This is a genomic window from Actinoplanes sp. GCM10030250 (assembly GCF_042666575.1).
GTDB lineage: Bacteria > Actinomycetota > Actinomycetes > Mycobacteriales > Micromonosporaceae > Actinoplanes.
This window is the reverse complement of sequence record NZ_JBHTDO010000008.1, coordinates 110,495-131,505: the sequence shown is the minus strand read 5'-3', so window position 1 is coordinate 131,505 and position 21,011 is coordinate 110,495. Positions and strand designations below refer to the sequence as shown.

Sequence of the window (21,011 nt, the reverse complement as noted above, 5' to 3'; positions counted from 1 at the left end):
AACGACCCTAGACCCGATCGGCGGAAGTCGCAGGGCTGGGATCGGCCGTTTCGCCGGAGTGGCCCTTGCGGGACGCCAGGCGCGGTTCGAGCAGGGCCACCGCGAAGGCGATCAGGGACAGGCCGGCGGCGGCCAGAGCGGTACTGCGGACCCCGGTCGCCGGGAGCAGGACGCCGCCGAGCAGCGCGCCGACCGTGATGCCGACGTTGAAGGCGGTCGAGGCGCCGGCCAGGGCCATGTCCGAGCCGCGCGGCGCCACCTCCAGGATGCGGACGCCGAGACCGGAGGCGACACCGGAGAGCGCCAGGCCGGAGAGCGAGATCGCGATGATCGTGACGGCCTGCGACGGGCCGAACGCCCACTGAAGGGTGAGCGCCACCAGTTGCAGACCGACGAAACCGGTCATCGTGAGCCAGCCGTTGCGGCCGATCAGCGCACCGACCAGCACCACACCGGCCAGGCCGAAGACGCCGCGGACGGCGAGCAGCGGGCCGGTGGCGGCCTCCGAGAAGCCGCTGACGTCGGTGAGGAACGGGACGATGTAGGTGAAGGCGCAGAACGAGGCGGTGACCGTGAACGAGATGTAGACGAGCAGCGCCCAGAACCGGCCCGAGTCGGGCGCCCAGCCACGGTCGGCGTCGCTGCCGCCCGGCGGGGTGTTCGGCAGCAGCACGAGGATGGCGACGAGCACCACCAGGCCGAGCCCGGCGATCGCCAGGAAGGCCACCCGCCAGTCGGTCTGCTGACCGAGCCAGGTGCCGGCCGGCACTCCGACGACGGCGGAGAGCGAACTTCCCGCGTACAGGAAGGACAGTGCACGTGGCCGGACCTCCGGCGCGAAGAGTGCCGCCGTCGCGGGTGTGACGACGGACCAGAAGAGCGCCTGCGCGAGGGCGGTGACCACCCTGGCGCCCATCAGCACCCAGTAGTCGTCGGAGAGCGCGGACCCGGCGGTGGCCAGCACGAAGACGACCATCAGGACCGACAGCACGAGGCGGCGCGGTACCCGCTGGGTGAGCTTGGTGAGCGGCACCGAGGCGATCACGACGACCAGACCGTAAACGGTCACCAGCAGGCCGATCGCGGACGCGGAGCGGTCGAGGTCCTCGGCGATCAGCGGCAGCAGGCCGATCGGCAGGGTCTCGGTGGTGACGTAGAGGAAGGTGGAGAGCGACAGCGCCGCGAGCATCAGGATGGCCTTGGCACTACCGAATCGCGAGGGCACGGCGGTCAGCCTCTCACGGGTCGCGATCCGGTTCTAACGGGTTTGCACCGGCCACTCGAGGACGGCCAGTGGCAGATTCTCACAAGGGGTGAGGATCACGCCGCCGGTCAGCGTTTGCGCGACGGGCTGCCGCACGGCGGCTTCCTGAAGGGCGGTCCGGATGTGCGGCTCGCGGATCAGCGAGCCGGTGATGTGGTGGGCGGTGTTGCCGGCGACGATCCGGCCCTGGGTGTTGACCAGCGCGAGCGGAACGCCCGCTGAGCGGAGCATCGGCCTGATCGCCCGCTCGAAGTCACCGACGAAGACGTCGGCGCCGGCTATCCCGGCGAAAACGCCGTCGCGGATGAGCGGCACGCTGAAGGTCAGCGTGTACTGCTCGGCGCAGACGTAGTCGACGTAAGGGCCGGTGACGTGCCGCTTCCCGGTCTCCCGCGGCACGGCGAACCAGGTCTGGCGCCCGACGTCGACGAACGAGTCGCTGGCGGGGTCGAGATCCAGGTCGAGGCGGGTGCGCGCGCCGGGGCCGGTGACCATCCACCATTCCACGGCGGCGAGACCGTCAGCGAGCGGCGTGGTGATGACGCCGGCGCCGGTGATGAGGCCGCCCAAAGCGGCAGAAACCTGCGGGGCGAGGGCTGCGAGGGCCTGTTTCTCTTTGTCCTGTACGGTCCTCAGGCTCGTCTCAGCGGCATGGCGCAGCCGCTCCACGAGAGTGAAGGTCTGCTCGATGAGGCCGGTGACGTGGACGGCGACTGCCGTGCCCGGTGCTGTGCCGCTCGGTGCTGCGGTGCGGGTAGTCGTCTGTCCCACGGACCCACCTCGGCTCCTACGACGCGCGTGGTCACGGGTCGACCAGCGTCAGATGCAGGTTTACCAGCCGGTCCACGGCCTTCTCAATGTGTTCCTCGGTGAGCCTGCGGGCGGTGTCGCCGTCGCCCGCCGCGATGGCGGCCGTGATGGCCCGGTGCTCGGCGTGAGGATCGCAGGTCACGGCGGTGGCGGGCACCATCGGCGACCAGAGCAGGGTCCCCAGATCGATACCGAATCGTATTTCTTCGCGGGCCAGCCGGGCGGACTGCGCGACCGCCGCGACCTCCAGGTGGAAAGCGCGCTCGACCCGGTGCAGCGGCCGGCCCCGGTCGGCGGCCTCCTCGGCGATCCGCTCGGCGTCCTCGGCGGTGGCGCGCTGGGCGGCCAGCCGGGCGGCGGCGCCCGCGATGGCCGCATAGTGGTCGGCGCTGTCCCGCAGGTTGGGCAGGCTCAGCTCGGAGAGCCGGTCGCGCAGCGAGGAGTCGGCGTGACCGGCCGGTGCCCGGACGAAGCTGCCGCCGCCACGGCCGCGCCGGGTCTCCAGCAGGTTCTGCTGGCGCAGGGCGACGAGCGCCTCCCGCACGGTGACCCGGGAGACGCCGAACTGTGTCGCCAGGTCGGCCTCGCTCGGGAGCTGCTCGTCGTCGCTGAACAGCCCGAACATGATGGCGTCGGTGAGCCGCCGGACCACCGTCTCGGCACGGCTGTGCGGGTCGAGTGGTGCGAACACCACGGATCGCGCGCTGGCTCGCTCCGTCCCCATGACCGGGATTCTTCCTCACGACAGTTCGCCGAGCGGTCGCCGGGCGGCCTTGACCTTTAAAGTCTGACGCCATACGTTTTTTGCGTGGCTGACCACTCCGCTCCGGCGATCCGGCTCACCGGCCTGCGCAAGTCGTTCGGCGCCGTCGAGGCGGTCGCCGGGATCGGCCTGGAGATCGCCGACGGCGAGTTCTTCTCGATGCTCGGCCCGTCCGGCTCCGGCAAGACCACGGTGCTGCGGATGATCGCCGGCTTCGACCTGCCGAGCGCCGGCACCGTCGAGCTCGGCGACCGCGACGTGACCCGCCTCGCCCCGTTCGAGCGCGACGTCAACACCGTCTTCCAGGACTACGCGCTGTTCCCTCACCTGAGCGTCCAGCAGAACGTGGAATACGGGCTGAGGGTCCGCGGGGTCCCGCGCGGGGAGCGCCGCGAGCGTACCGAGCAGGCACTCGCCTCGGTCCGGCTGGAGGGCTTCGGCGACCGCCGGCCGGCGGCGATGTCCGGCGGTCAGCGGCAGCGCGTCGCCCTGGCCCGCGCCCTGGTCAACCGCCCCAAGGTGCTGCTGCTCGACGAGCCCCTCGGCGCGCTCGACCTCAAGCTGCGCGAGCAGATGCAGGTCGAGCTCAAGGCCATCCAGCGCGAGGTCGGGATCACCTTCGTCTTCGTCACCCACGATCAGGACGAGGCACTCACCATGAGTGATCGCGTCGCCGTCTTCGACGCCGGGCGCATCGCCCAGGTCGGCACCCCCGAGCAGGTGTACGAGAGACCGGCCAGCCCGTTCGTCGCCGGTTTCGTCGGCACGTCCAACCTGTTCACCGGTGACGCCGCCCGGACCGTGTTCGGTCGCGCCGGCACCTTCTCGGTGCGCCCCGAGAAGATCGAGATCGGTCCCGCCGGGGTGCCCGGCACCGTGGCCGAGGTGATCTACGCGGGCCCCGTCACCCGATACGTGGTCGACCTCGACGCGGGCAACCGCGTGGTCGTCGTCGCACCCAACCGCCACAGCGGCGCCGCCCTCGTCGAACGTGCCCACCGGGTCCACCTGAGCTGGCGCGACGAGCACGTCGTCGAGATTCCCACCTCGGCAAAGGAGACCGCGGATGCGTAACAGCGGCAAAATGGTGACGGCGGCGCTGGCGGCGGGTGTGCTCACGCTCGCCGGGTGCGGCGGCGGGGACAGCGGGGGCACCGGTTCCGGGCCGGGCGGGCTCACCGTTCCGAAAATCGACCAGCTGGCGTCGATCGGTGCCGGTGAGGGCGAGGTCAACGTCGTCTCGTGGGCGGGATATGTCGAGGACGGCTCCACCGACAAGACCGTCGACTGGGTGACCGGCTTCGAGAAGGAGACCGGCTGTCAGGTCAACAACAAGGTGGCCGGCACCTCCGACGAGATGGTCACCCTGATGAAGACCGGGGAGTATGACGTGGTGTCCGCCTCCGGGGACGCGTCGCTGCGGCTGATCTACGGCGGGGACGTGGCGCCGGTCAACACCTCGCTGATCGCCAACTACAAGGACGTCTTCGAGGGACTGAAGAACAAGACGTGGAACTCGGTCGGCGGTGCGGCGTACGGGGTGCCGCACGGGCGTGGTGCGAACCTGCTGATGTACCGGACCGACGTCGTGACCCCGGCACCCACGTCGTGGGCGGCGGTGTTCGACCCGGCTTCGCCGTACAAGGGCAAGATCACGGCGTACGACTCGCCGATCTACATCGCGGACGCGGCTCTCTACCTGATGAAGACCAAGCCGGACCTGGGCATCAAGAATCCGTACGCGCTTGACGACACCCAGTTCCAGGCGGCGGTCGGCCTGCTCAAGCAGCAGAACGAGCTGATCGGCGAGTACTGGTCCGACTACACCAAGGAGGTGCAGGCGTTCAAGGCCGGCAACTCGGTGCTCGGCACCACCTGGCAGGTCATCGCCAACCTCACCAAGGCCGACAAGGCACCGGTCGAGGTGGTCCTGCCGAGCGAGGGCGCAACCGGCTGGTCCGACACCTGGATGATCTCGGCCAAGTCCAAGCACCCGAACTGCGCGTACCTCTGGATGAACCACATCATCAGCCCGGCCGCCAACGCCGGAGTGGCCGAGTGGTTCGGTGAGGCACCGTCGAACAGGCTGTCCTGCGCCGAGACCAAGGACCCGCAGCACTGCACCACGTTCCACGCCGAGGACGAGTCCTACTTCGACCAGGTCTGGTACTGGACCACTCCCCTCGCCCAGTGCATCGACGGGCGTACCGACGTGACGTGCAAGGACTACGCGGCCTGGACCCAGGCCTGGACCAGCATCAAGGGATGAGCTCCTTCCTGTACCGGCACCCGCGCCTGCGCCTGGCCGGGCTGCTCTCCGCACCGCTGCTCTGGCTGGTCGTCGCCTACCTCGGTGCGCTCGCGGTGCTGCTGGTGTCAGCGTTCTGGACCGTCAACGGGTTCACCGGCGAGACGGTTCGGGAGTTCTCCCTGGCGAACTTCCGGACCATCCTCACCGAGGAGGTCTACCGTGCCGTCACCCTGCGCAGCCTCGGGGTGGCGGCGGCGGTCACCGTGATCTGCGTGGTGCTGGCGCTGCCGATGGCCTTCTTCATGGCCAAGGTGGCGTCGGCGGGCTCGCGGCATTGGCTGGTCATCGCGATCCTCACCCCGCTGTGGGCCAGCTACCTCGTCAAGGCCTACGCCTGGCGGATCCTGCTGGCCAACGGCGGGCCGGTCGACACGCTGCTCGGCGGCCCGGGAAACGGTCCGGGCTACGGGTTGTTCGCGACCGTCCTCGTCCTGTCCTACCTGTGGCTGCCGTACATGATCCTGCCGATCTACGCCGGGCTGGAACGCCTGCCGGACTCGTTCCTCGAAGCCTCCGCGGACCTCGGCGCGCGCGCCGGCCGTACGTTTCGATCGATTGTCCTCCCGATCCTGGTCCCGTCGATCTTCGCCGGCTCGATCTTCACGTTCTCGCTGTCGCTCGGCGACTACATCACCGTCCAGATCGTCGGCGGCAAGACCCAGCTCCTCGGCAACGTCGTCTACGCCAACATCGGCGCCGCGAACAACCTGCCGTTCGCCGCCGCGGTCGCCACCATCCCGGTCGTCGTCATGGTCATCTACCTGCTCGCGGTGCGGCGCTCCGGCGCTTTGGAGGAGTTGTGACCGCTGTTGGCTCCGTCTTGGAGGCGTTGTGACGCTGTCCGCACCGGCGCGGTGGGCGTTGCGTGCCGCCATGGGGCTCGGCCTGACCTTCATCTACGTGCCGCTGCTGCTCGTGCTGGTCAACTCCTTCAACGGCGACCGCACCTTCGCCTGGCCGCCGCGCGACCTCACCACCCGCTGGTGGGCGGCCGCCTGGGCCAACGACGGAGCCCGCCAAGCGCTGATCACCTCGGTACAGGCGGCCCTCGGCGCGACGGCGATCGCCCTGGTCCTGGGCACGATGGTGGCGTTCGCCGTGCAGCGGTTCGCCTTCTTCGGCCGCGACACCGTCTCGCTGCTGATCATCCTGCCGATCGCTCTGCCCGGCATCGTCACCGGCATCGCCCTGGACAGCGCCTGGCGCTCGGTGATGGGCGACCTCGGCATCAGCAAGGGCCTGTTCTCGGTGATCGTCGGGCACGCCACGTTCTGCGTGGTCACCGTCTACAACAACGTGCTCGCCCGGATCCGCCGCACCGGCACCAACCTCGAGGACGCCTCCTCCGACCTCGGCGCCTCACCCTGGCAGACCTTCCGCTTCATCACGTTCCCGATGATCCGCTCCGCCCTGCTCGCCGGCGGCCTGCTCGCCTTCGCCCTCTCCTTCGACGAGATCATCGTCACCACCTTCACGGCGGGCCCCGGCGTCACCACGCTCCCCATCTGGATCTTCAACAACCTCTTCCGCCCCAACCAGGCCCCCATCGTCAACGTCGTGGCCGCCGTCCTGATCGTCCTCTCCGTCCTCCCCGTCTGGCTCGCCCAGCGCCTCGCCGGCCCCGAAGCCGCCACCCGCACCTGATCGGCCGCGATCCGCCCCGGCCCGCTGCCCGGCACCTCACTGCCCGCACGCCGCCGCCCCGCGCCCCGCCGCCTCGCGCCCCGCGGCCTGCGCCCCGCCGCCCGCGCCCGCCGCCCCGCGCCCCGCCGCCTCGCGCCCCGCGGCCTGCGGCCCGCCGCCGCGCGCCCCGCGGCCCGCCGCCGCGCGCCCCGCGGCCCGCCGCCGCGCGCCCCGCTGCCCGCGCGCCCCGCTGCGTCCGCGATCTTGTGAAGTTGCCCCGGAACGGTGAGCGCGAAGTCCACAAGATCGCGGACTCTCGCCGACAGACGCCCCGAGCGGCCTCGCTCCGACGGCCCTACCCGCGATCTTGTGAAGTTGCCCAAGAACGGTAGGCCCGAAGTCCACAAGATCGCGGGACCCCGGCCAGCAGTCGACCCGACGCCCTCGCGCGGGGCGGCCCTCGCCCGGGGCGGCCCTCGCCCGAGGCGGCCCTCGCCCGAGGCGGCCCTCGCCCGAGGCGGCCCTCGCGCGGGGCGGCCCTCGCCCGCCGGGCACCCTCCGCGATCTTGGGGACTCAGCTCGGGGTGGGGGGCCGGAACTTCACGGGATCGCTGCGGGGGTTAAGGGGGTGGGGTGGGGAGGGTGTCGAGCAGGAGGAGGGTGGCGTCGTCTTCGCGGGCGGCAGCGGGGGTGATCTCCATCAGAAGGTCCGCGAGGGCGTCCAGGGGCGCGCCGGGGTTGTCGACGAGGACACTGTGGAGGCGGTCGATCCCGTCGTCGATCGGGCAGGTGCGGGTCTCGATGAGGCCGTCGGTGTAGAGGGCCAGGCGGCTGCCGACCGGGATCTTGCGGACGTGGGTGCGCCGAGTGACGCCACGCAGGGCGCCGAGCAGCGGGCCGCCGCCGGGCAACTGCTGGATCGTGCCGTCCGGAAGGAGCAGGGCGGGTGGCATGTGGCCGGCGTTCGCCCAGGTCAGGGTGTGGCCGCCGGTGGGGTCGGCGGTGAGGTAGGCGACCAGGACGGTGGCCACGTCGGAGATGCCGAGGACCCGGGCGGCCCGCTCGAAGCGGGCCAGCAGCGCCGAAGGGTAGTCGTAGCGGTCGACGAGCAGGGCCCGGAGCATGCTGCGGTAGTGGCCCATCGTCGCGGCGGAGGTGACGCCGTGGCCGGCCACGTCGCCGATCACCACGGCCAGCCGGGTGTCGTCGAGGCGAACGGCGTCGTACCAGTCACCGCCGACCAGGTCGGCGCGGACCGCCGGGGCGTAACGGGCGGTCATGCGCACGTGGCCGGTCTCGGGGAGCGGGCTGAGCAGGGCTTTCTGCATGGTCTCGGCGGCGGTACGCCGATCGTCGTACGCACCGGCCCGCAGCAGTGCCTGCGCGACATATCCGGAGAGCGCGGTCAGCACCGCCTGCTCCGCCTCGCCCGGCGAGTACCGCTGCTTCCAGCAGAACGTCAGCGCCCCGATCGGCCCGTGCGGCCCGGGCAGCGGCACGCTCACCGCCGCCTGCCAGTTCATCTCGTGGAAGGTGGCCAGCGCGTCGGGTGTCTCCTCGGTCACCGCGGCCAGGTCGGGCAGGATCACCGTACGGCCGGTGCGCGCCGCCAGCCCCGACGGCGTACGGACGTCCCCGCCGTAGGTGGCCCAGTGCTCGGCGAGATGCGGCGGCAGCAACCGCCCCGAGGCCAGCTGGATCATGCCCTCCGCCCCCACCCGGGACACACCCACGTACGCCGGGTCGAGGTTGCCGATGACCAGGTCCCGAACCGTGTCGATGACGTCGTCGGAGGTGGACGCCCCACCCAGCGCGGCACTGGCGCGCAGCAGCAGCAGGTTGCGCTCGGCCGCCAGCTGGGCCCGGTCGGACTCCGCCTGCCGCCTCTGCTCGGCGTGATGCGTGGCGATCCGCAGCTGAAGGCTGTCCGAGCAGGCGGCCGCCAGGTCGGTCAGCAGCGAGATCTCCTGCTCGCTCCAGTGGCGCGGCTCGTTGTCGATCGCGCAGAGCGAGCCGAGGACCCGGCCGTCGGCGTCGTGGACCGGCATGCCCGCGTAGCCGATCACGCCGAGCTCCTCGATGGCGAGGTTGCCGCGGACCCGGAGGTCCTCGCGGGCGTCGGTGACGATCAGCGGCTGGGCGGTGTCGACGACGTGCTTGCAGAACGAGTGACTCAGTGGGGTCTGCCGCTGCTGCTGCCACGGGTCGCCGAGCCCGCAGGCGCCGGGGAAGAACTGCCGGTCGGCGTCGACCAGCGAGACCAGCGCCACCGGCACGCCGAGGACGGTGCGGACCATGGCGGCGAACCTGTCGAACATCGGATCGGCGACCGCGTCCAGACCGGTGCGCAGCAGGGCAGCCAGGCGCTGTCCCTCGCCGCCGATTCCGGTACCGCCCTGCGTCATCCGCGCCTCTCGATGTGTTCTGCTCGTGTGCCGGGGCCACCCTAAGCGAACAGGCGACGATGTCATACCCAGGAAACCTCACGATGTGCAAAGACTCATCTGCTGGGTATCGGCACGGTGTTTCCGACATCGTCTCGGGCGGGAGATGAGTGGCACACCCAGATGACCTTTTTGCGGCCGGCGGCGGGAAGGCCGCGGGCGGCGAGACAGCGGCAGGCAGCGGGACAGCGGCAGGCAGCGGGACAGCGGCGGGCAGCGGGACAGCGGCGGGCAGCGGCGGGCCGGCGGCGGGCAGCGGGACCGGGCGCCTGATGGCCGACCTGGACTGGGCTGCCACCGGTCTCGGCCCGGTGCGTGACTGGCCTCAGAGCCTCAAGGCAGCGGTACGAATCGTGCTGTCCTCCCGCTACCCGATGCTGCTCCTGTGGGGCCCGGACCTGATCCAGCTCTACAACGACGCGTACTCGGCCCTGATCGGCGACAAGCATCCCGCGGCGCTCGGCCTGGACGTGCGGATCACGCTCGCCGAGGGCTGGGACGTGCTGCGCCCGCTGATCGAGGACGCGATGGCGACCGGCGTAGCCAGCTGGGTGCCCGCCCTCCAGCTGCTCCTGGACCGCTCCGGCTACCGCGAGGAGGCCTACTTCAGCGTCTCGCACGCGCCCGCCCGCGACGACGACGGCGTCACGGTGGGAGTGCTCACCGTGTGCAGTGAGGTGACGGACCAGATCGTCGGCGAGCGGCGGCTACGGTTGTTGCGGGACCTGGGTATGCCCGGCGGAAGCCGTCCGGCCGGTGTGGAGCAGACGTGCACCCGGCTGGCCGAGGTCATCGGCGAGCACCCCCTGGACGTGCCGTTCGCCGCCGTCTACCTGCGCGACGGCGGCCTTCTCCGGCGGTGCGCCACAGTGGGCGCCGACGCGACCGCCCTGCCGGCGGAGGTCACCCTCGACACGACCGGTGAGGACCCGTGGCGGCTGCGGGTGGCGGCCGGCGGCGACACCGCCGAGATCGGCGATGTCGGCGCGCGGCTGAAGCTGACCGGCGGCCCGTGGGGCGATCCGGTGCACACCGCGATGGTCCAGCCGCTGCCGGGCGGAGTCCTGCTCACCGGGGTCAGCCCGAGCCGGGCGCTCGACGAGACCTACCGATCGTTCCTGCAACTGCTGGCGCAGCAGGCCGGGGTGGCGGTGCGGAACGCGCAGGCGTACCAGGAGGAACGTGACCGTGCGGCGGCGCTGGCCGAACTCGACCGGGTGAAGACGGACTTCTTCACGAACGTCAGCCACGAGTTCCGTACCCCATTGACCTTGATGTTGGGCCCGTTGTCGGACGCCCTGGCCGACCGCGCGCAGCCTCTGGGCGAGGCGCAGCGAGCCCGGGTCGACACCGCCTGGCGCAACGCCACCCGCCTGCTGACCCTGGTCAACGAGCTGCTGACGTTCTCCAGCCTGGGCGCGGGCACGGCCGCGACGGCACCTCGATCGCTGGACCTCGCCCAGTTCACCACGGAACTCGCCGGGGTGTTCCGCGCGGCGATCGAGCGCACCGGCCTGCGCCTGGTGGTGGACTGCCCGCCGCTGCCCGGCCCGGCGGCGGTGGACCCGCGCAACTGGGAGAAGATCGTCACCAACCTGATCTCCAACGCGCTGAAGTTCACCTTCGTCGGTGAGATCCGGGTGCGGCTGGAGTCCGACAGCACGGCGATCCGGCTGACCGTTTCCGACGACGGCATCGGCATCGACGAGGCGGAGTTGCCGCGGCTCTTCGACCGGTTCCACCGGGTGCGCGGTGTGCGATCGCGGACACACGAGGGCACCGGCATCGGCCTCGCGCTGGTCCGTGAACTGGCCCGGCTGGAGGGTGGCGACGTCGAGGTGAGCAGCGTTCCCGGGCGGGGGACGACGTTCACCGTCGTGCTGCCGTGGGCCGTGGTGCGGCCATCCGGGGAGGTCGTGCGGGATTCCGTACCCGATGATCTGTCCGCGGCCCAGGGTGCCGCGGCCGTGACCGCCGGCTGGAACGACGCGTCCGTCCCGCCGCGGGCTGCCCTTTCCGGTGCCCGCATCCTGGTCGCGGACGACAACGGTGACATGCGCGCCTACCTGGCCCGGCTGCTGACCGATGAGGGCTGGCGGGTGGAGACCGTGGCCGACGGCGAGGCCGCGCTGCAGTCGGTTCGCCGCAGCCTGCCGGACCTGCTGGTCACCGACGTGATGATGCCGCGCCTTGACGGTTTTGCCCTGGTTCGCACGCTGCGCGGTGACGAGGAGACGCGTGGCCTGCCGATCGTGATGCTCTCCGCCCGCGCCGGTCAGGAGTCGGGCGTCGAGGGTCTGGCGGCGGGCGCCGACGACTATGTCGTCAAGCCCTTCAGCGCCGGCGAGCTGATTGCCAGGGTGCGCAACACCTTGGAGCTTTCTCGGGTACGGGCTACGCACACCCGCCAGCTGACAGTGCTCGCGGACACGGCTGCGGTGATCGCTTCCGGTCGTGCGCTGGAGGAGGCGTTTCAGGTTGCCACCGATCAGGCGAGGGCGCTGCTGGGTGGCATCTCGGCGATGACCGTTTTGGATGGGGGTGGTCAGCGGGCGGCGCTGCGGTTCAGCACGTCGCCTACCGCTGGCTCTGCCGCTGGCCCTTCCGCTGGCCCTTCCGCTGGCCCTTCCGCTGGCCCTTCCGGCGGCGGCTTTGAGGGCGGTGCTGTCGAGGCGGAGATTCTCGGCCGGCATGGCAGGCGGCTCGGGAGCATCACGGTGTTCACCGATCCCGAACGCCCGCCGACCGACCAGGCCCGCGCCATCCTGATCCCGATGACCGACATGCTCGCGTCGCTGGCGGAGAGCAACTGGCAGCTGGAGCACGAGAAGCAGATGACGCTCACCCTCCAGCAGGGTGTGCTGCCGGAGAGCCTGCCGGTGATCGACGGGTGGAACCTGCACGCGGCGTACCGGCCGGCGTCGGGGCGGGTCGGCGGTGACTGGTACGACGTCGAGGAGGGGCCCGGCGGCACCCTGGTGATCAGTATCGGTGACGTGGCCGGGCACGGCCTGGGCGCGGCGGTCACGGCGGGGCAGGTGCGCAACGCGGTCCGGGCGTACGCCGTCGAGGACGCGGTGCCCGCACACATCGTGAGCCGGGTCGCCACGCTCGTCGGCCGGCTGCACACCCCGTTCGTGGCCACCCTGCTGGTGATCGGCCTCGACCCGCGCACCGGCCGGTACGAGTGGTGCAGCGCCGGCCATCCCACCCCGGTGCACTCCGCCCCCGGCCTGCCCTCCCGGCTGCTCACCGGCGCGGTGAGCCCGCCACTCGGCCTGACCAGCGCGCGGTACCGGCAGAACGAGGGCGTCCTCGGGCACGGCGACCAGCTCCTGCTCTACACCGACGGGCTCGTGGAGGACTTCCCCGAGTCGATCGACGTCGGCCTCGACCGGGTCCAGCAGCGCTGCGACGACGAGTTCTCCGCCGGGGCACCGGCCGGGGCGATCGTCGACGCCGTGCTGGCCGACGTGCCCCAGCCGCAGCGCGACGACATCGCGGTGGTCGCGGTCCGCCGCCTGCCGCTGCCCGAGGCCCCGGCCGCCATCGACCCGGTCGACGTGTCCGCCACCTGGGCCTATCCCCTCGAACCCGGCGCGGCGGCGTCGGCCCGGCGCGACCTGAAAGCCGTACTCCAGCAGGGTGAGCCCGTCGACCCGGACCTGCTCTACGACCTCCAGGTCGCCGCCACCGAGGCGATCAACAACGCGGTCGAGCACGCGCAGCGGCCCAGTCGTCCCGAGGTCCGGGTACATCTGCGGGTGACCGGCGGGCTGGTTCGTGTAGAGGTGCAGGATTTCGGGGGCTGGCGTGCCCGGCCGCCGGCCCGGGACCGGGGGCGCGGCGCGATTCTGATGAACGCGTACGGCGATGTGCGTGTCACCGCGACCTCTACCGGGACGTTGGTCACGATCGAGCGGCGCTGGTCCTGATCGCTCGTTCTTTCACTCTTGCTTTCTTTGCTGTTGGGCGATCACTTCGTAGAGGGCGGTGGCCATTGCCTGGCCCATCGGCTCGATTCCGATGACGGTGGCGGGGGTGGCTGTCAGCGGGTGCTCCTCAGGTCTGCGGCGTTTTTCAGCTCTTCGGCGTTCTTCAGCTCTTCGGCGTTCTTCAGCTCTTCGGCGTTCTTCAGCTCCTCGGCGTTCTTCAGCTCTTCGGCGTTCTTCAGCTCTTCGGCGTTCTTCAGCTCTTCGGCTCCTCTGAGTTCTTTGTAGATTCGGGCCGTGCCCTGGTCGCCGTGGCCGGTGGCGATCTGGCGGCGCACGAGGTTGTGGATCGGCCGCAGAGTTTCGGCGGTGACACCCTGATCCGTGGTGGCCGTGATCAGCGCGGCCAGCGCGGTCTCGGTGAAGCGCAGGCTCTGCCCCTCCCCCTCGTACGAACCGGCGTCCACCGTCGCGGCGAAACCCGCGAGCTGACCGGTCATGGCCGCGAGGAACGGCACCTGCCGCTCGGCGCCTCGCGCCTGGCCCAGCCGGAGAAGGCCGAGCCCAACGCAGTCCGATAGGTGTCGTCGACACCAATGCCACACGGAAATGCCGCGTCTCAGGAAATTCTCAGCCCTTCGCCCGTGTATTCTCAGGATAGAATCTTGCTCGATTCTGGCATGATCGACCATTAGCGGGCGGGTTCGGCCGGTGGGACAATTTCTGTATGCGACAGCTACAGATGTTCACCTCGGCAAAATTGGCGGAAATGCGTGACCGCACCGCTCGCCGCGATTATTCTCCCGAGCGCGAGGAGTTTCGCCGGGATCACGAGCGCCGCCGCGCGTGGGGATTGAAGCGCCGCCACGCCGAGCGCTTGCGTCACATCCGCGGTGCCTCGTGCGCCTCGCGCGGCGTAGAGGCGGCCTCAGAACAGCGTGCGATCGGATCCCAGTTTATTGCCAGCTCAGGACCGCCAAGCGATGTTGTTTCGAAGCCTGTGGACTCAGCCCGGCCGACGATCGTGGAGGCAACCGAGCCGATGGTCACGGAGACAACCGAGCCGGTCGCCGCCAAGGCTGCCGCGGGCTCAGTCGAGGCTGCCGTGAACGTAGTCGAGAAGGCGGCCAGGCTCCCAACTGCGGAACGCCCCTTAACCTTGCACACCAATGCTGATCGGTTTTCCGGAATTCGGCGAGGAAGTCCTGAATCGCTTCCTTCATCAACTGAGCAACGGATTTCTCGAAGACCAATTCTTAACACGCGGATAAGAGGTCCTGGGCTGGTTGTCACCCGTGGCATGCCATCGTCCGAGCCTGGCCGACCACAATGGGCGCATGACCCAGGTTCATGTCGTCTACGCCCATCCGAGTCCGAACAGCTTCACGCACGAGGTCCTTGATGCGTTTCTGAGCGGGCTCGCCGATGCCGGGCACACGGCGACAGTCTCCGACCTCTATGCCATGAAGTTTCCGGCCGGAGCTCACCGCTGAGGAGTACGACCGCGAGTCCGGACGCGCCCCGGACACTCCGGTTCCCGGCGACGTGGCGGATGAGCATGCGCGGCTCGCCGCCGCCCAGGCGTGGGCGTTCGTCTATCCGGTGTGGTGGAACGACTGCCCGGCCGTACTCAAGGGCTGGTTCGACCGGGTGTGGACGGCCGGTTTCGCCTACAAGCCGATGACTGTGCGCCCGGCGCGGAAGGTTCTGGTGCTGTGCACGGCGGGGTACGGCGTCGAGCAGATGGAGGAGCGTTACGCGGCCATGCGGACGACGATGCTGGTTGACCGGATCGGATCACGTGCGGAGGAGGCGGAGTTCCACGTCCTCGGAGGCCAGGTCGATGAGGCGGGCACACGGCACCTCACCCTTGTCACCGGTCTGGCCCGGGCGCTGTGAGGCCGGGCGTAGTGAGGCCGGGCGTAGTGAGGCCGGGCGTAGTGAGGCCGGGCGTTGTGAGGCCGGGCGTAGTGAGGGCCCGGCGTGACGAGGGCCGGCCGCGACGGGGATCCGGCGAGGGGCGCGGTTACCCGTACGGAAGAGGAGGCCGGCGGCGGACCAGTGGGGTGACCAGGACGGTTGCGGCGCCTGCCGCGGCGATGGCCGCCAAGGGTGAGGTGATCTCCGCGAAGGCGCCGAGTAGCAGTGGGCCGAGGCCCTGGAGAGCCATCAGGCCGGTGGAGAGAAGAGCGAAGAGCTGGCCGGTGCGGCCGTCGGGGGCGGCCTCGAGGAATTCGCGTTGCAGGCCGAGGTTGTAGGCGAAGCCGATGCCGGTGAGGACGAGGAGGGCGGTGACTACGGGGAGTGGTGGTGCGGTCAGGAGGAGCAGGAGCGGGATACCCATGAGGAGGACGAACGCGGCGGTGGAGCGCTCGCGCAGAGAGGGACGCAGGAAGCGGCCTGCGACGAAGTTGCCGAGGAACATGCCTGCGGCGGGGGCGCCCATGAGGAGGGCTCCGGCTCCGGTGGGGAAGTTTCGGACAGCGGAGTAGGCGACGAGGAGGGCTTCGGCGCCCGCGACGAAGGCGGAGGGCAGCCATTGGGCGAGGAGCAGGCGTCGGATGGTGCGGTCGCGGAGCAGGAAGGTGGCACCGGCCCAGCTGTCGCGGACGGTTCCTCCTTTCCTGGAGAGCTTTGACGCGGCGGGCGGCGGGGAGACGGGCTGCGGGGAGACGGGCTGCGGGGAGACGGGCTGCGGGGAGACGGGCTGCGGGGAGACGGGCTGCGGGGAGGATTGTTCGGCGGGGAGGCCGAAGCGGACGGCCAGGGCAGCCACGATGTGGCAGGCGGCGGCGAAGAGGAGGGCGTGGCGGGGGCCGAGGGCTGCGACAGCGACGCCGCCGCCGGCGAGGCCGAGTAGTTGGGCGGCGGAGGAGGACATGCTGGAGACGGAGCGGCCGAGGACGTACGCGTCGCCGCTGAGCCGTTCGGCGATGACGCGGGCGGCGGAGCCGGCGAAGACCGGGGTGAAGCAGGCGACCACCGCGACCAGGGCGAGGCTGACCCACACCGGGAGGACGAGCAGGCCGAGTGCGGCGGCGAGGATCGCCTCGATGCCGTAGCCGATCGAGATCAGCGGGCGGGCCCGGAGCCGGTCGGTGAGCGAGCCGAGCAGCAGCCCGCCGACGAACTGCGGCAGGAACCCGGCGCCGAACGCGAGCGCGCTCAGCAGCGGCGACCCTGTTCCGGCGTAGACCAGCACGGACAGCGCGAAGATCTGCAGCGCGTTGGCACCGATCGCGAGGGTCCGCGCGACGAACAGCGTGCGGAAGGTCGGTTCCGCGAACACCTCACGGTACGAGGCCGGACGATCGGTGACGGTCATGCCAGCAGCGTGCCCGGGTTCGCCGCGGCACTCGAATGTTACGCCCTCAAACGTAAGGCCAGGGTAGGGTCGGGGGGTGTTGCGGTTCGAGGTAGGCGCCGAAGACCTGCTGCGCACCCGCTTCGCGCTCTCGCCGCTGTTCGAACTGCAGCACCTGATCCGCGCCCTCACCGGCCCCGACCGCCAGGGTGTTCCCGAGCCCTGGCTGGCCAGGCTCCGTCCGCGGTTCGAGCCGCTGCTCACCGAGCCCGCACTCGACGCCGTCCTCGCGCTGACCCTGCCTCGATCAGGCGCCACCTTCCTGTGCCCGCCACCCCACGGGCTCGGCCAGACCATCGAGGACGACCTCGCCGCCCTGCGCGCGACACCGTTGAGCGTCGCTCGCGAAGAAATCGACTTCTACCTGCGGCGGCGCCCGGACGCCACCGCCGCCGCCCGCGCCGTGCTGACCTCGCCGGACGTCCTCGACCGGCTCGCCGTCTTCCTCGCCGCCGCGTGGACGGCACTGCTCGCCGGCGACTGGCCCCGGCTGCGGCTGCTGTGCGAGCGCGACGTGGTCCACCGGTCCGGTGAGCTGGGCCGGTCGGGCTGGTCCGCCGCGCTCGCCGGGCTGCATCGCAAGGTCCGGTGGCGCGCCGGCGGCATCGACCTGGCCGGGCGTACGGGCGAGACGATCCCCCTGGGCGGCACCGGGCTCCTGCTCGTGCCGTCGGTGTTCGTCTGGCCGGAGTTCGCCGTCTACGCCGACAACCCGTGGCCGAAAGCGATCGTCTACCCGGCGCGCGGCGTCGCCACCCTGCTCGAACACGGCCCGCCCGGCGCCCCGGAACACCTGGCGGCGCTTGTCGGACGGTCCCGGGCACAGCTGCTCGTCACCCTCGCCGATCCGGCCAGCACCAGCCAGCTGGCCCGCGCGTTCGGCATGGCGACCGGGGCCGTCGGCGACCATCTCGCCGTGCTGCACGCGTCCGGGCTGGTGAGCCGGGCGCGGTCCGGGCGGTCGGTGCTCTACCGGCGTACGGCACTCGGTGACGCCCTCGTCAAAGGCTAACGTCCCCCCACCCGGATCTCGGCGATGCTCGTCCACGGCTGGCCGGCCACCTCGGACAGCGCCCTGACCCGCACGTACCGGGCGGTCCGCGCGCTGAAGCAGGCGTTCTGCTCGGCCGCGGTGTTGGGCCAGGTCCCGCTCGCCGCCGCCGATCCCCAGTTCGACCCGTCAGTGGACGTGTAGACCTCGTACCGGGCGATCCGCCCGTTCACGTACGAGTCCGTCCGCGGCTGCTGGTAGACGCAGCTCACGCTCAGGTTCCGGCCCAGGTCGAGCTGGATCTCATGCGGGTGCGGCGGGTCGGTCGCCGGTGTCCACGGGGTGTGCCAGATGGTGGCGTTGTTGCCGTCGATGGCGTTCTTGCCGGGCGCCGGCTGGCTCACCGTCTCCGCCGAGTCGACCGAGCGCAGGGTCAGGGCGGTCCGTGGCAGCTTGGGCGCGACCGACACGTTCAGCTCCGCGATGGACGTGTACGCCTGGCCCTTCACCTCGGACAGGGCACGCAACCTCACGTACCGGCCGGCCTTCGCGCCGAACGTCGCGGACTGCTCCGCCGTGCTGTCGATCCACGCGCCGGTCGCGACCGCACTCCCCCAGTTCGTGCCGTCGGCGGAGACGTAGACCTCGTACCGGGCGATCCGGCCGTTCACGTAGGAGTCCAGGCGCGGCCGATAGTGCACACCGGTCACGTCGTACTGGCCGCGCAGGTCGAGCTGGATCTCGTGCGGGTGCTTCGGGTCGGCGCTGCCGGTCCACACGGTGTGCCACATGGTCGCCGTGTTGCCGTCGAGCACGTTGGTGCCCCGGCCGTTCTGGCTGACGGTCTCCTGCGAGTCGACCGAGCGGACCGTCATCTGGCTCTGCACCAGCCGCTGCCGGACGAACGTCGCGGTATAGCTGCGGTTGTCGGTGGGCGCGGTCACCGTGTGCGTCTGCGCACCGGCGTCGGACCAGGCGGCGAAGACGTACGGAACCCCACCGGCGGTCTGCGGCGTGACCCCGCTGACCGAATTCGACGAGCCTTGGATGACCGTACGCGTGAATGGTGTTGTCTGCATGGTCCCGCCCACCGTCACCTGGGTGCCGGCCGGGTTGCCCTCGAAGGTGAGCTGGACCGTCCGCGGATCGATCCGGCGCGTCGTGGTCGTCGACAGGCCGCCCGCGTCGGTGGCCGTCAGCACCAGTTCCAGATGGGACGGGTACTCGTGGTCGGGCGCCGGGAACGTCGCACCGGCCACCCCGTTCCACTCCTGCGCGGTGTGGGTGTGGCAGTTGTCGGGCGTGTAGCAGTGGTACTGCAGCAGCCGCCACCGCAGCGCCGACGCCGGAAGGTTGCCCTGCTCAGGGTCGGTCGCCCCGCCGCCGAACGTGATGTTCTCACCGACGGTGAACGTCGTCGAGGCCCCCGGGCTGTCGATCGTCGCCACCGGCGGGCTGTTCCCCGACTGGATCTCCACGGTCTGCGTGTCGGCCGCGTCGAGGCTGTCCAGCACTCGCAGCCGCGCCGTGTAGGGCCCGCCGGGCGGATAGGTGAAACTCGCCGTGGCGGTGCGCGCGTCAACGCTGCCGTCGTTGGTGAAGTCCCACTCGTACTTCAGCAGCCCCGCGTCGGCCGGATCCGGGTCGCTCGACTGGGTCGCGTCGAAATTCACCGTCAGCGGCGACGGCCCGGTGGTCGGTGACGCGGTCAGGGCGGCGGTCGGCGGCTGGTTACCGGCGAAGTACCGAATCCGCTTGACGGTGCCGCCCGCGTCCGCGTAATAGAGGTCGCCACCAGGGCCGATGGCAAGATCAACCGGATTGGACGCGCCGGCGACGAAGGTGATCCGGTCGGAGGCCACCGGGACACCGCCGGGCGAGGCGGGCATCATCGCCCAGATGCAGTCCCGGGTGTAGTCGGCGAAGAACAGCGCACCACGGTATGCCGCCGGGTAGTCCCCACCGGCCGACGGCGCGAACGCCATGCCGGAAATGCTCGACCCACCGGTCGGGCAGCTCTCTCCTGACACCACCGGATCCGAGTGCTTGTAGGCATAGTGCGGCCCGGTCTGCCCACCCGCGGTGTAGAGACTTTCGCAAAGGTCCAGGTTTGCCCCGTCATAACCGCTCTGCCGATCAGCCCCTTCAAAACAAGGCCACCCCAGATTGCGTACGGTCGAAGCGCTGTCGGTCAGCCGATTGACCTCCTCCCACGTGTTCCACCCGACGTCGGCCACCCAGATGTCCGCGCTGTTCGGCCGCAGCGCGAACCGGTAGGGGTTCCGCATCCCGTACGCGATGATCCGCCTGGTGTTCGCGTCGGTCGAGCCGATCGCCGGGTTGCCCGGCGCGGCCGCACCGGTGACCGGGTCGAGCCGCAGGATCGCGCCGCTCAGGCCGGTCGGGTCGGCGGCGCTGCGCACATCCTGCGACCGCAGCGCGCCACCCTGCGCCCCCGGCGGCGCCATCGACCCACCGGGCGGGTCGGCGCACGGGTTGACCGGATTGCCGAGCTGCCCGTAGTCGACGGTGTTGTAGCTGGCACCGTCACCCGCACTCAGATACAGCATGCCGTCGGTGCCGAACCGCAGGTCACCGATCGAGTGGGACGGATACTGCTGGCACCAGTCGTGCAGCAGGACCGTCTCGTTCCCGGCGGCGTCGAGCCGGGACAGCCTCGCCGTCACGACGCACCGGCCGGCGTTGGCGCCACCGACGGAGGAGCAGTCGTCGTTCCACACCGGCGCGGTCTGCCCCGGCGGAGCGTCGTAGGTGTAGAGCACGTAGACGTACGGCTGGGCGGGGAAGTCGGGGTGCAGCGCGAGGCCGAGCAGCCCCCGGTCGTTCTGGTTGTGCACATTCGTACGCAGATCGGCGAAGATCGTCGGCGTGGTGTCCGCAATCGAGTCGAACACCTTGATCCGCCCGGCCTTCTCCGCCACGAAGATCCGCCCGTCGGAGGCAAACTCCAGGTTCATCGGCAGGTCCAGCCCGGTGAGCACGGTCTGCTCCCGAAACCCGGCGGGCAGAACCGCCGCCTGCGCCGCCTGCGGCCCGACGACGGCAAGCATGACTCCCACGAGCAGCCCCACCGCGACGCCGGCCGTGCCCGCTCTGGCCGTGCTGACTGCCCTTGCCCTGGCCGCCCTCGCCGCGGCCGCGCTGACCGCCCTCGCTGCCCTGGCTGCCCTGGCTGCCCTGGCTGCCCTGGCTGCCCCGGCTGCCCTGGCTGCCCTGCACACGAACCGCCGACCCGCCATCGGCGTCCCCTTCCCCCTAGGGCTCTCGAAGGGGGATGACAACACGCCATAGAGGACGGTGGTTTACCTGGAATTAACTTCTGCTGATGCCGTCCAATCCGACTTATTCGAAGTGACTCGCATAAGCCTCACCAGGCCCAACGCAAATTCTGACGCCGATCGATGCCTGTCTCGGCGACTCGATCTCCACGGCCCGCGCCGGGTACAGAATTGTTTTCCCGGTGCCCGCTTTCGGCCATGCTTTTATCG

At 70.6% G+C, this 21,011-nt stretch carries 15 protein-coding genes and 1 pseudogene; 9 read left to right on the top strand and 7 right to left on the bottom strand.

Going from position 1 to position 21,011, the window contains the following annotated elements:
- Positions 1–7 precede the first annotated feature (7 nt).
- From ACFQV6_RS13720 to ACFQV6_RS13710, 3 genes are read right to left on the bottom strand one after another with little or no spacing between them, the layout of a single operon-like run.
- Positions 8–1,225 carry an MFS transporter gene (locus ACFQV6_RS13720; protein WP_378027822.1) on the bottom strand — a complete coding sequence of 406 codons (1,218 nt, stop codon included), beginning with the start codon at positions 1,223–1,225 and terminating at the stop codon, positions 8–10.
- Between the two features lie 33 nt (positions 1,226–1,258).
- On the bottom strand, positions 1,259–2,035 hold the full coding sequence (locus ACFQV6_RS13715; RefSeq protein WP_378027821.1) for a cache domain-containing protein: 777 nt from the start codon (positions 2,033–2,035) through the stop codon (positions 1,259–1,261).
- A gap of 31 nt (positions 2,036–2,066) precedes the next feature.
- Complete coding sequence (locus tag ACFQV6_RS13710; protein WP_378027820.1) at positions 2,067–2,798, bottom strand: FadR/GntR family transcriptional regulator; 732 nt, start codon at positions 2,796–2,798, stop codon at positions 2,067–2,069.
- An 84-nt stretch (positions 2,799–2,882) separates the two neighbouring features.
- On the opposite strand from ACFQV6_RS13710, the gene ACFQV6_RS13705 reads away from it, so the two are divergent.
- From ACFQV6_RS13705 to ACFQV6_RS13690, 4 genes are read left to right on the top strand one after another with little or no spacing between them, the layout of a single operon-like run.
- Positions 2,883–3,911, top strand: a complete 1,029-nt coding sequence (locus ACFQV6_RS13705; protein WP_378027819.1) for an ABC transporter ATP-binding protein — start codon at positions 2,883–2,885, stop codon at positions 3,909–3,911.
- A complete protein-coding gene (locus ACFQV6_RS13700) occupies positions 3,904–5,106 on the top strand; it encodes an ABC transporter substrate-binding protein (protein WP_378027818.1) in 1,203 nt (400 codons plus the stop codon). The genes ACFQV6_RS13705 and ACFQV6_RS13700 overlap by 8 nt, the downstream gene beginning before the upstream one ends.
- A complete protein-coding gene (locus ACFQV6_RS13695) occupies positions 5,103–5,951 on the top strand; it encodes an ABC transporter permease (protein ID WP_378027817.1) in 849 nt (282 codons plus the stop codon). Before ACFQV6_RS13700 ends, ACFQV6_RS13695 begins: the two co-directional genes overlap by 4 nt.
- Positions 5,952–5,979: 28 nt before the next feature.
- The gene (locus ACFQV6_RS13690; protein ID WP_378027816.1) at positions 5,980–6,792 is read left to right on the top strand and encodes an ABC transporter permease; all 813 of its coding nucleotides are present in this window, start codon (positions 5,980–5,982) and stop codon (positions 6,790–6,792) included.
- 599 nt (positions 6,793–7,391) lie between these two features.
- On the opposite strand, the gene ACFQV6_RS13685 is transcribed toward ACFQV6_RS13690, so the two are convergent.
- Positions 7,392–9,176 (bottom strand): GAF domain-containing SpoIIE family protein phosphatase, encoded by a 1,785-nt coding sequence (locus ACFQV6_RS13685; protein ID WP_378027815.1) that lies wholly within the window; start codon positions 9,174–9,176, stop codon positions 7,392–7,394.
- Positions 9,177–9,325: 149 nt separating this feature from the next.
- On the opposite strand from ACFQV6_RS13685, the gene ACFQV6_RS13680 reads away from it, so the two are divergent.
- A complete protein-coding gene (locus tag ACFQV6_RS13680) occupies positions 9,326–13,150 on the top strand; it encodes a SpoIIE family protein phosphatase (protein WP_378027814.1) in 3,825 nt (1,274 codons plus the stop codon).
- A 113-nt stretch (positions 13,151–13,263) separates the two neighbouring features.
- On the opposite strand, the gene ACFQV6_RS13675 is transcribed toward ACFQV6_RS13680, so the two are convergent.
- On the bottom strand, positions 13,264–13,665 hold the full coding sequence (locus tag ACFQV6_RS13675) for a hypothetical protein (RefSeq protein WP_378027813.1): 402 nt from the start codon (positions 13,663–13,665) through the stop codon (positions 13,264–13,266).
- A gap of 819 nt (positions 13,666–14,484) precedes the next feature.
- Between ACFQV6_RS13675 and ACFQV6_RS13670 the strand changes: the two genes are divergently transcribed.
- Together ACFQV6_RS13670 and ACFQV6_RS13665 are read left to right on the top strand one after the other, a co-directional pair.
- On the top strand, positions 14,485–14,640 hold the full coding sequence (locus tag ACFQV6_RS13670; RefSeq protein WP_378027812.1) for an NAD(P)H-dependent oxidoreductase: 156 nt from the start codon (positions 14,485–14,487) through the stop codon (positions 14,638–14,640).
- 40 nt (positions 14,641–14,680) lie between these two features.
- Positions 14,681–15,046: pseudogene (locus tag ACFQV6_RS13665) on the top strand (NAD(P)H-dependent oxidoreductase); the annotation flags it as partial.
- Between the two features lie 127 nt (positions 15,047–15,173).
- On the opposite strand, the gene ACFQV6_RS13660 reads toward ACFQV6_RS13665, so the two are convergent.
- Positions 15,174–16,472, bottom strand: coding sequence for an MFS transporter (locus ACFQV6_RS13660; protein WP_378027811.1), 1,299 nt, complete (start codon positions 16,470–16,472; stop codon positions 15,174–15,176).
- Between the two features lie 76 nt (positions 16,473–16,548).
- Here ACFQV6_RS13660 and ACFQV6_RS13655 point away from each other — a divergent pair, with 76 nt between their 5' ends.
- Entirely contained in the window at positions 16,549–17,523 is a 975-nt protein-coding gene (locus ACFQV6_RS13655) for a DUF5937 family protein (RefSeq protein ID WP_378027810.1), read from the top strand.
- Here the strand turns inward: ACFQV6_RS13655 and ACFQV6_RS13650 are convergent.
- Entirely contained in the window at positions 17,520–20,573 is a 3,054-nt protein-coding gene (locus ACFQV6_RS13650; protein ID WP_378027809.1) for a discoidin domain-containing protein, read from the bottom strand. The genes ACFQV6_RS13655 and ACFQV6_RS13650 overlap by 4 nt on opposite strands.
- Between ACFQV6_RS13650 and ACFQV6_RS13645 the strand changes: the two genes are divergently transcribed.
- Positions 20,572–20,814: a hypothetical protein gene (locus tag ACFQV6_RS13645; RefSeq protein WP_378027808.1), complete on the top strand. Its 243-nt coding sequence runs from the start codon at positions 20,572–20,574 to the stop codon at positions 20,812–20,814. The genes ACFQV6_RS13650 and ACFQV6_RS13645 overlap by 2 nt on opposite strands.
- Positions 20,815–21,011 lie beyond the last annotated feature (197 nt).

Bases quoted from the DNA above. Each gene is read 5' to 3' on its own strand.
- ACFQV6_RS13710 (WP_378027820.1), bottom strand. From the start codon at position 2,798: ATGGGGACGGAGCGAGCCAGCGCGCGATCCGTGGTGTTCGCACCACTC.
- ACFQV6_RS13700 (WP_378027818.1), top strand. From the start codon at position 3,904: ATGCGTAACAGCGGCAAAATGGTGACGGCGGCGCTGGCGGCGGGTGTG.
- ACFQV6_RS13695 (WP_378027817.1), top strand. From the start codon at position 5,103: ATGAGCTCCTTCCTGTACCGGCACCCGCGCCTGCGCCTGGCCGGGCTG.
- ACFQV6_RS13685 (WP_378027815.1), bottom strand. From the start codon at position 9,176: ATGACGCAGGGCGGTACCGGAATCGGCGGCGAGGGACAGCGCCTGGCT.
- ACFQV6_RS13670 (WP_378027812.1), top strand. From the start codon at position 14,485: ATGACCCAGGTTCATGTCGTCTACGCCCATCCGAGTCCGAACAGCTTC.
- ACFQV6_RS13660 (WP_378027811.1), bottom strand. From the start codon at position 16,472: ATGACCGTCACCGATCGTCCGGCCTCGTACCGTGAGGTGTTCGCGGAA.
- ACFQV6_RS13645 (WP_378027808.1), top strand. From the start codon at position 20,572: ATGACTCCCACGAGCAGCCCCACCGCGACGCCGGCCGTGCCCGCTCTG.
- ACFQV6_RS13650 (WP_378027809.1), bottom strand. From the start codon at position 20,573: ATGCTTGCCGTCGTCGGGCCGCAGGCGGCGCAGGCGGCGGTTCTGCCC.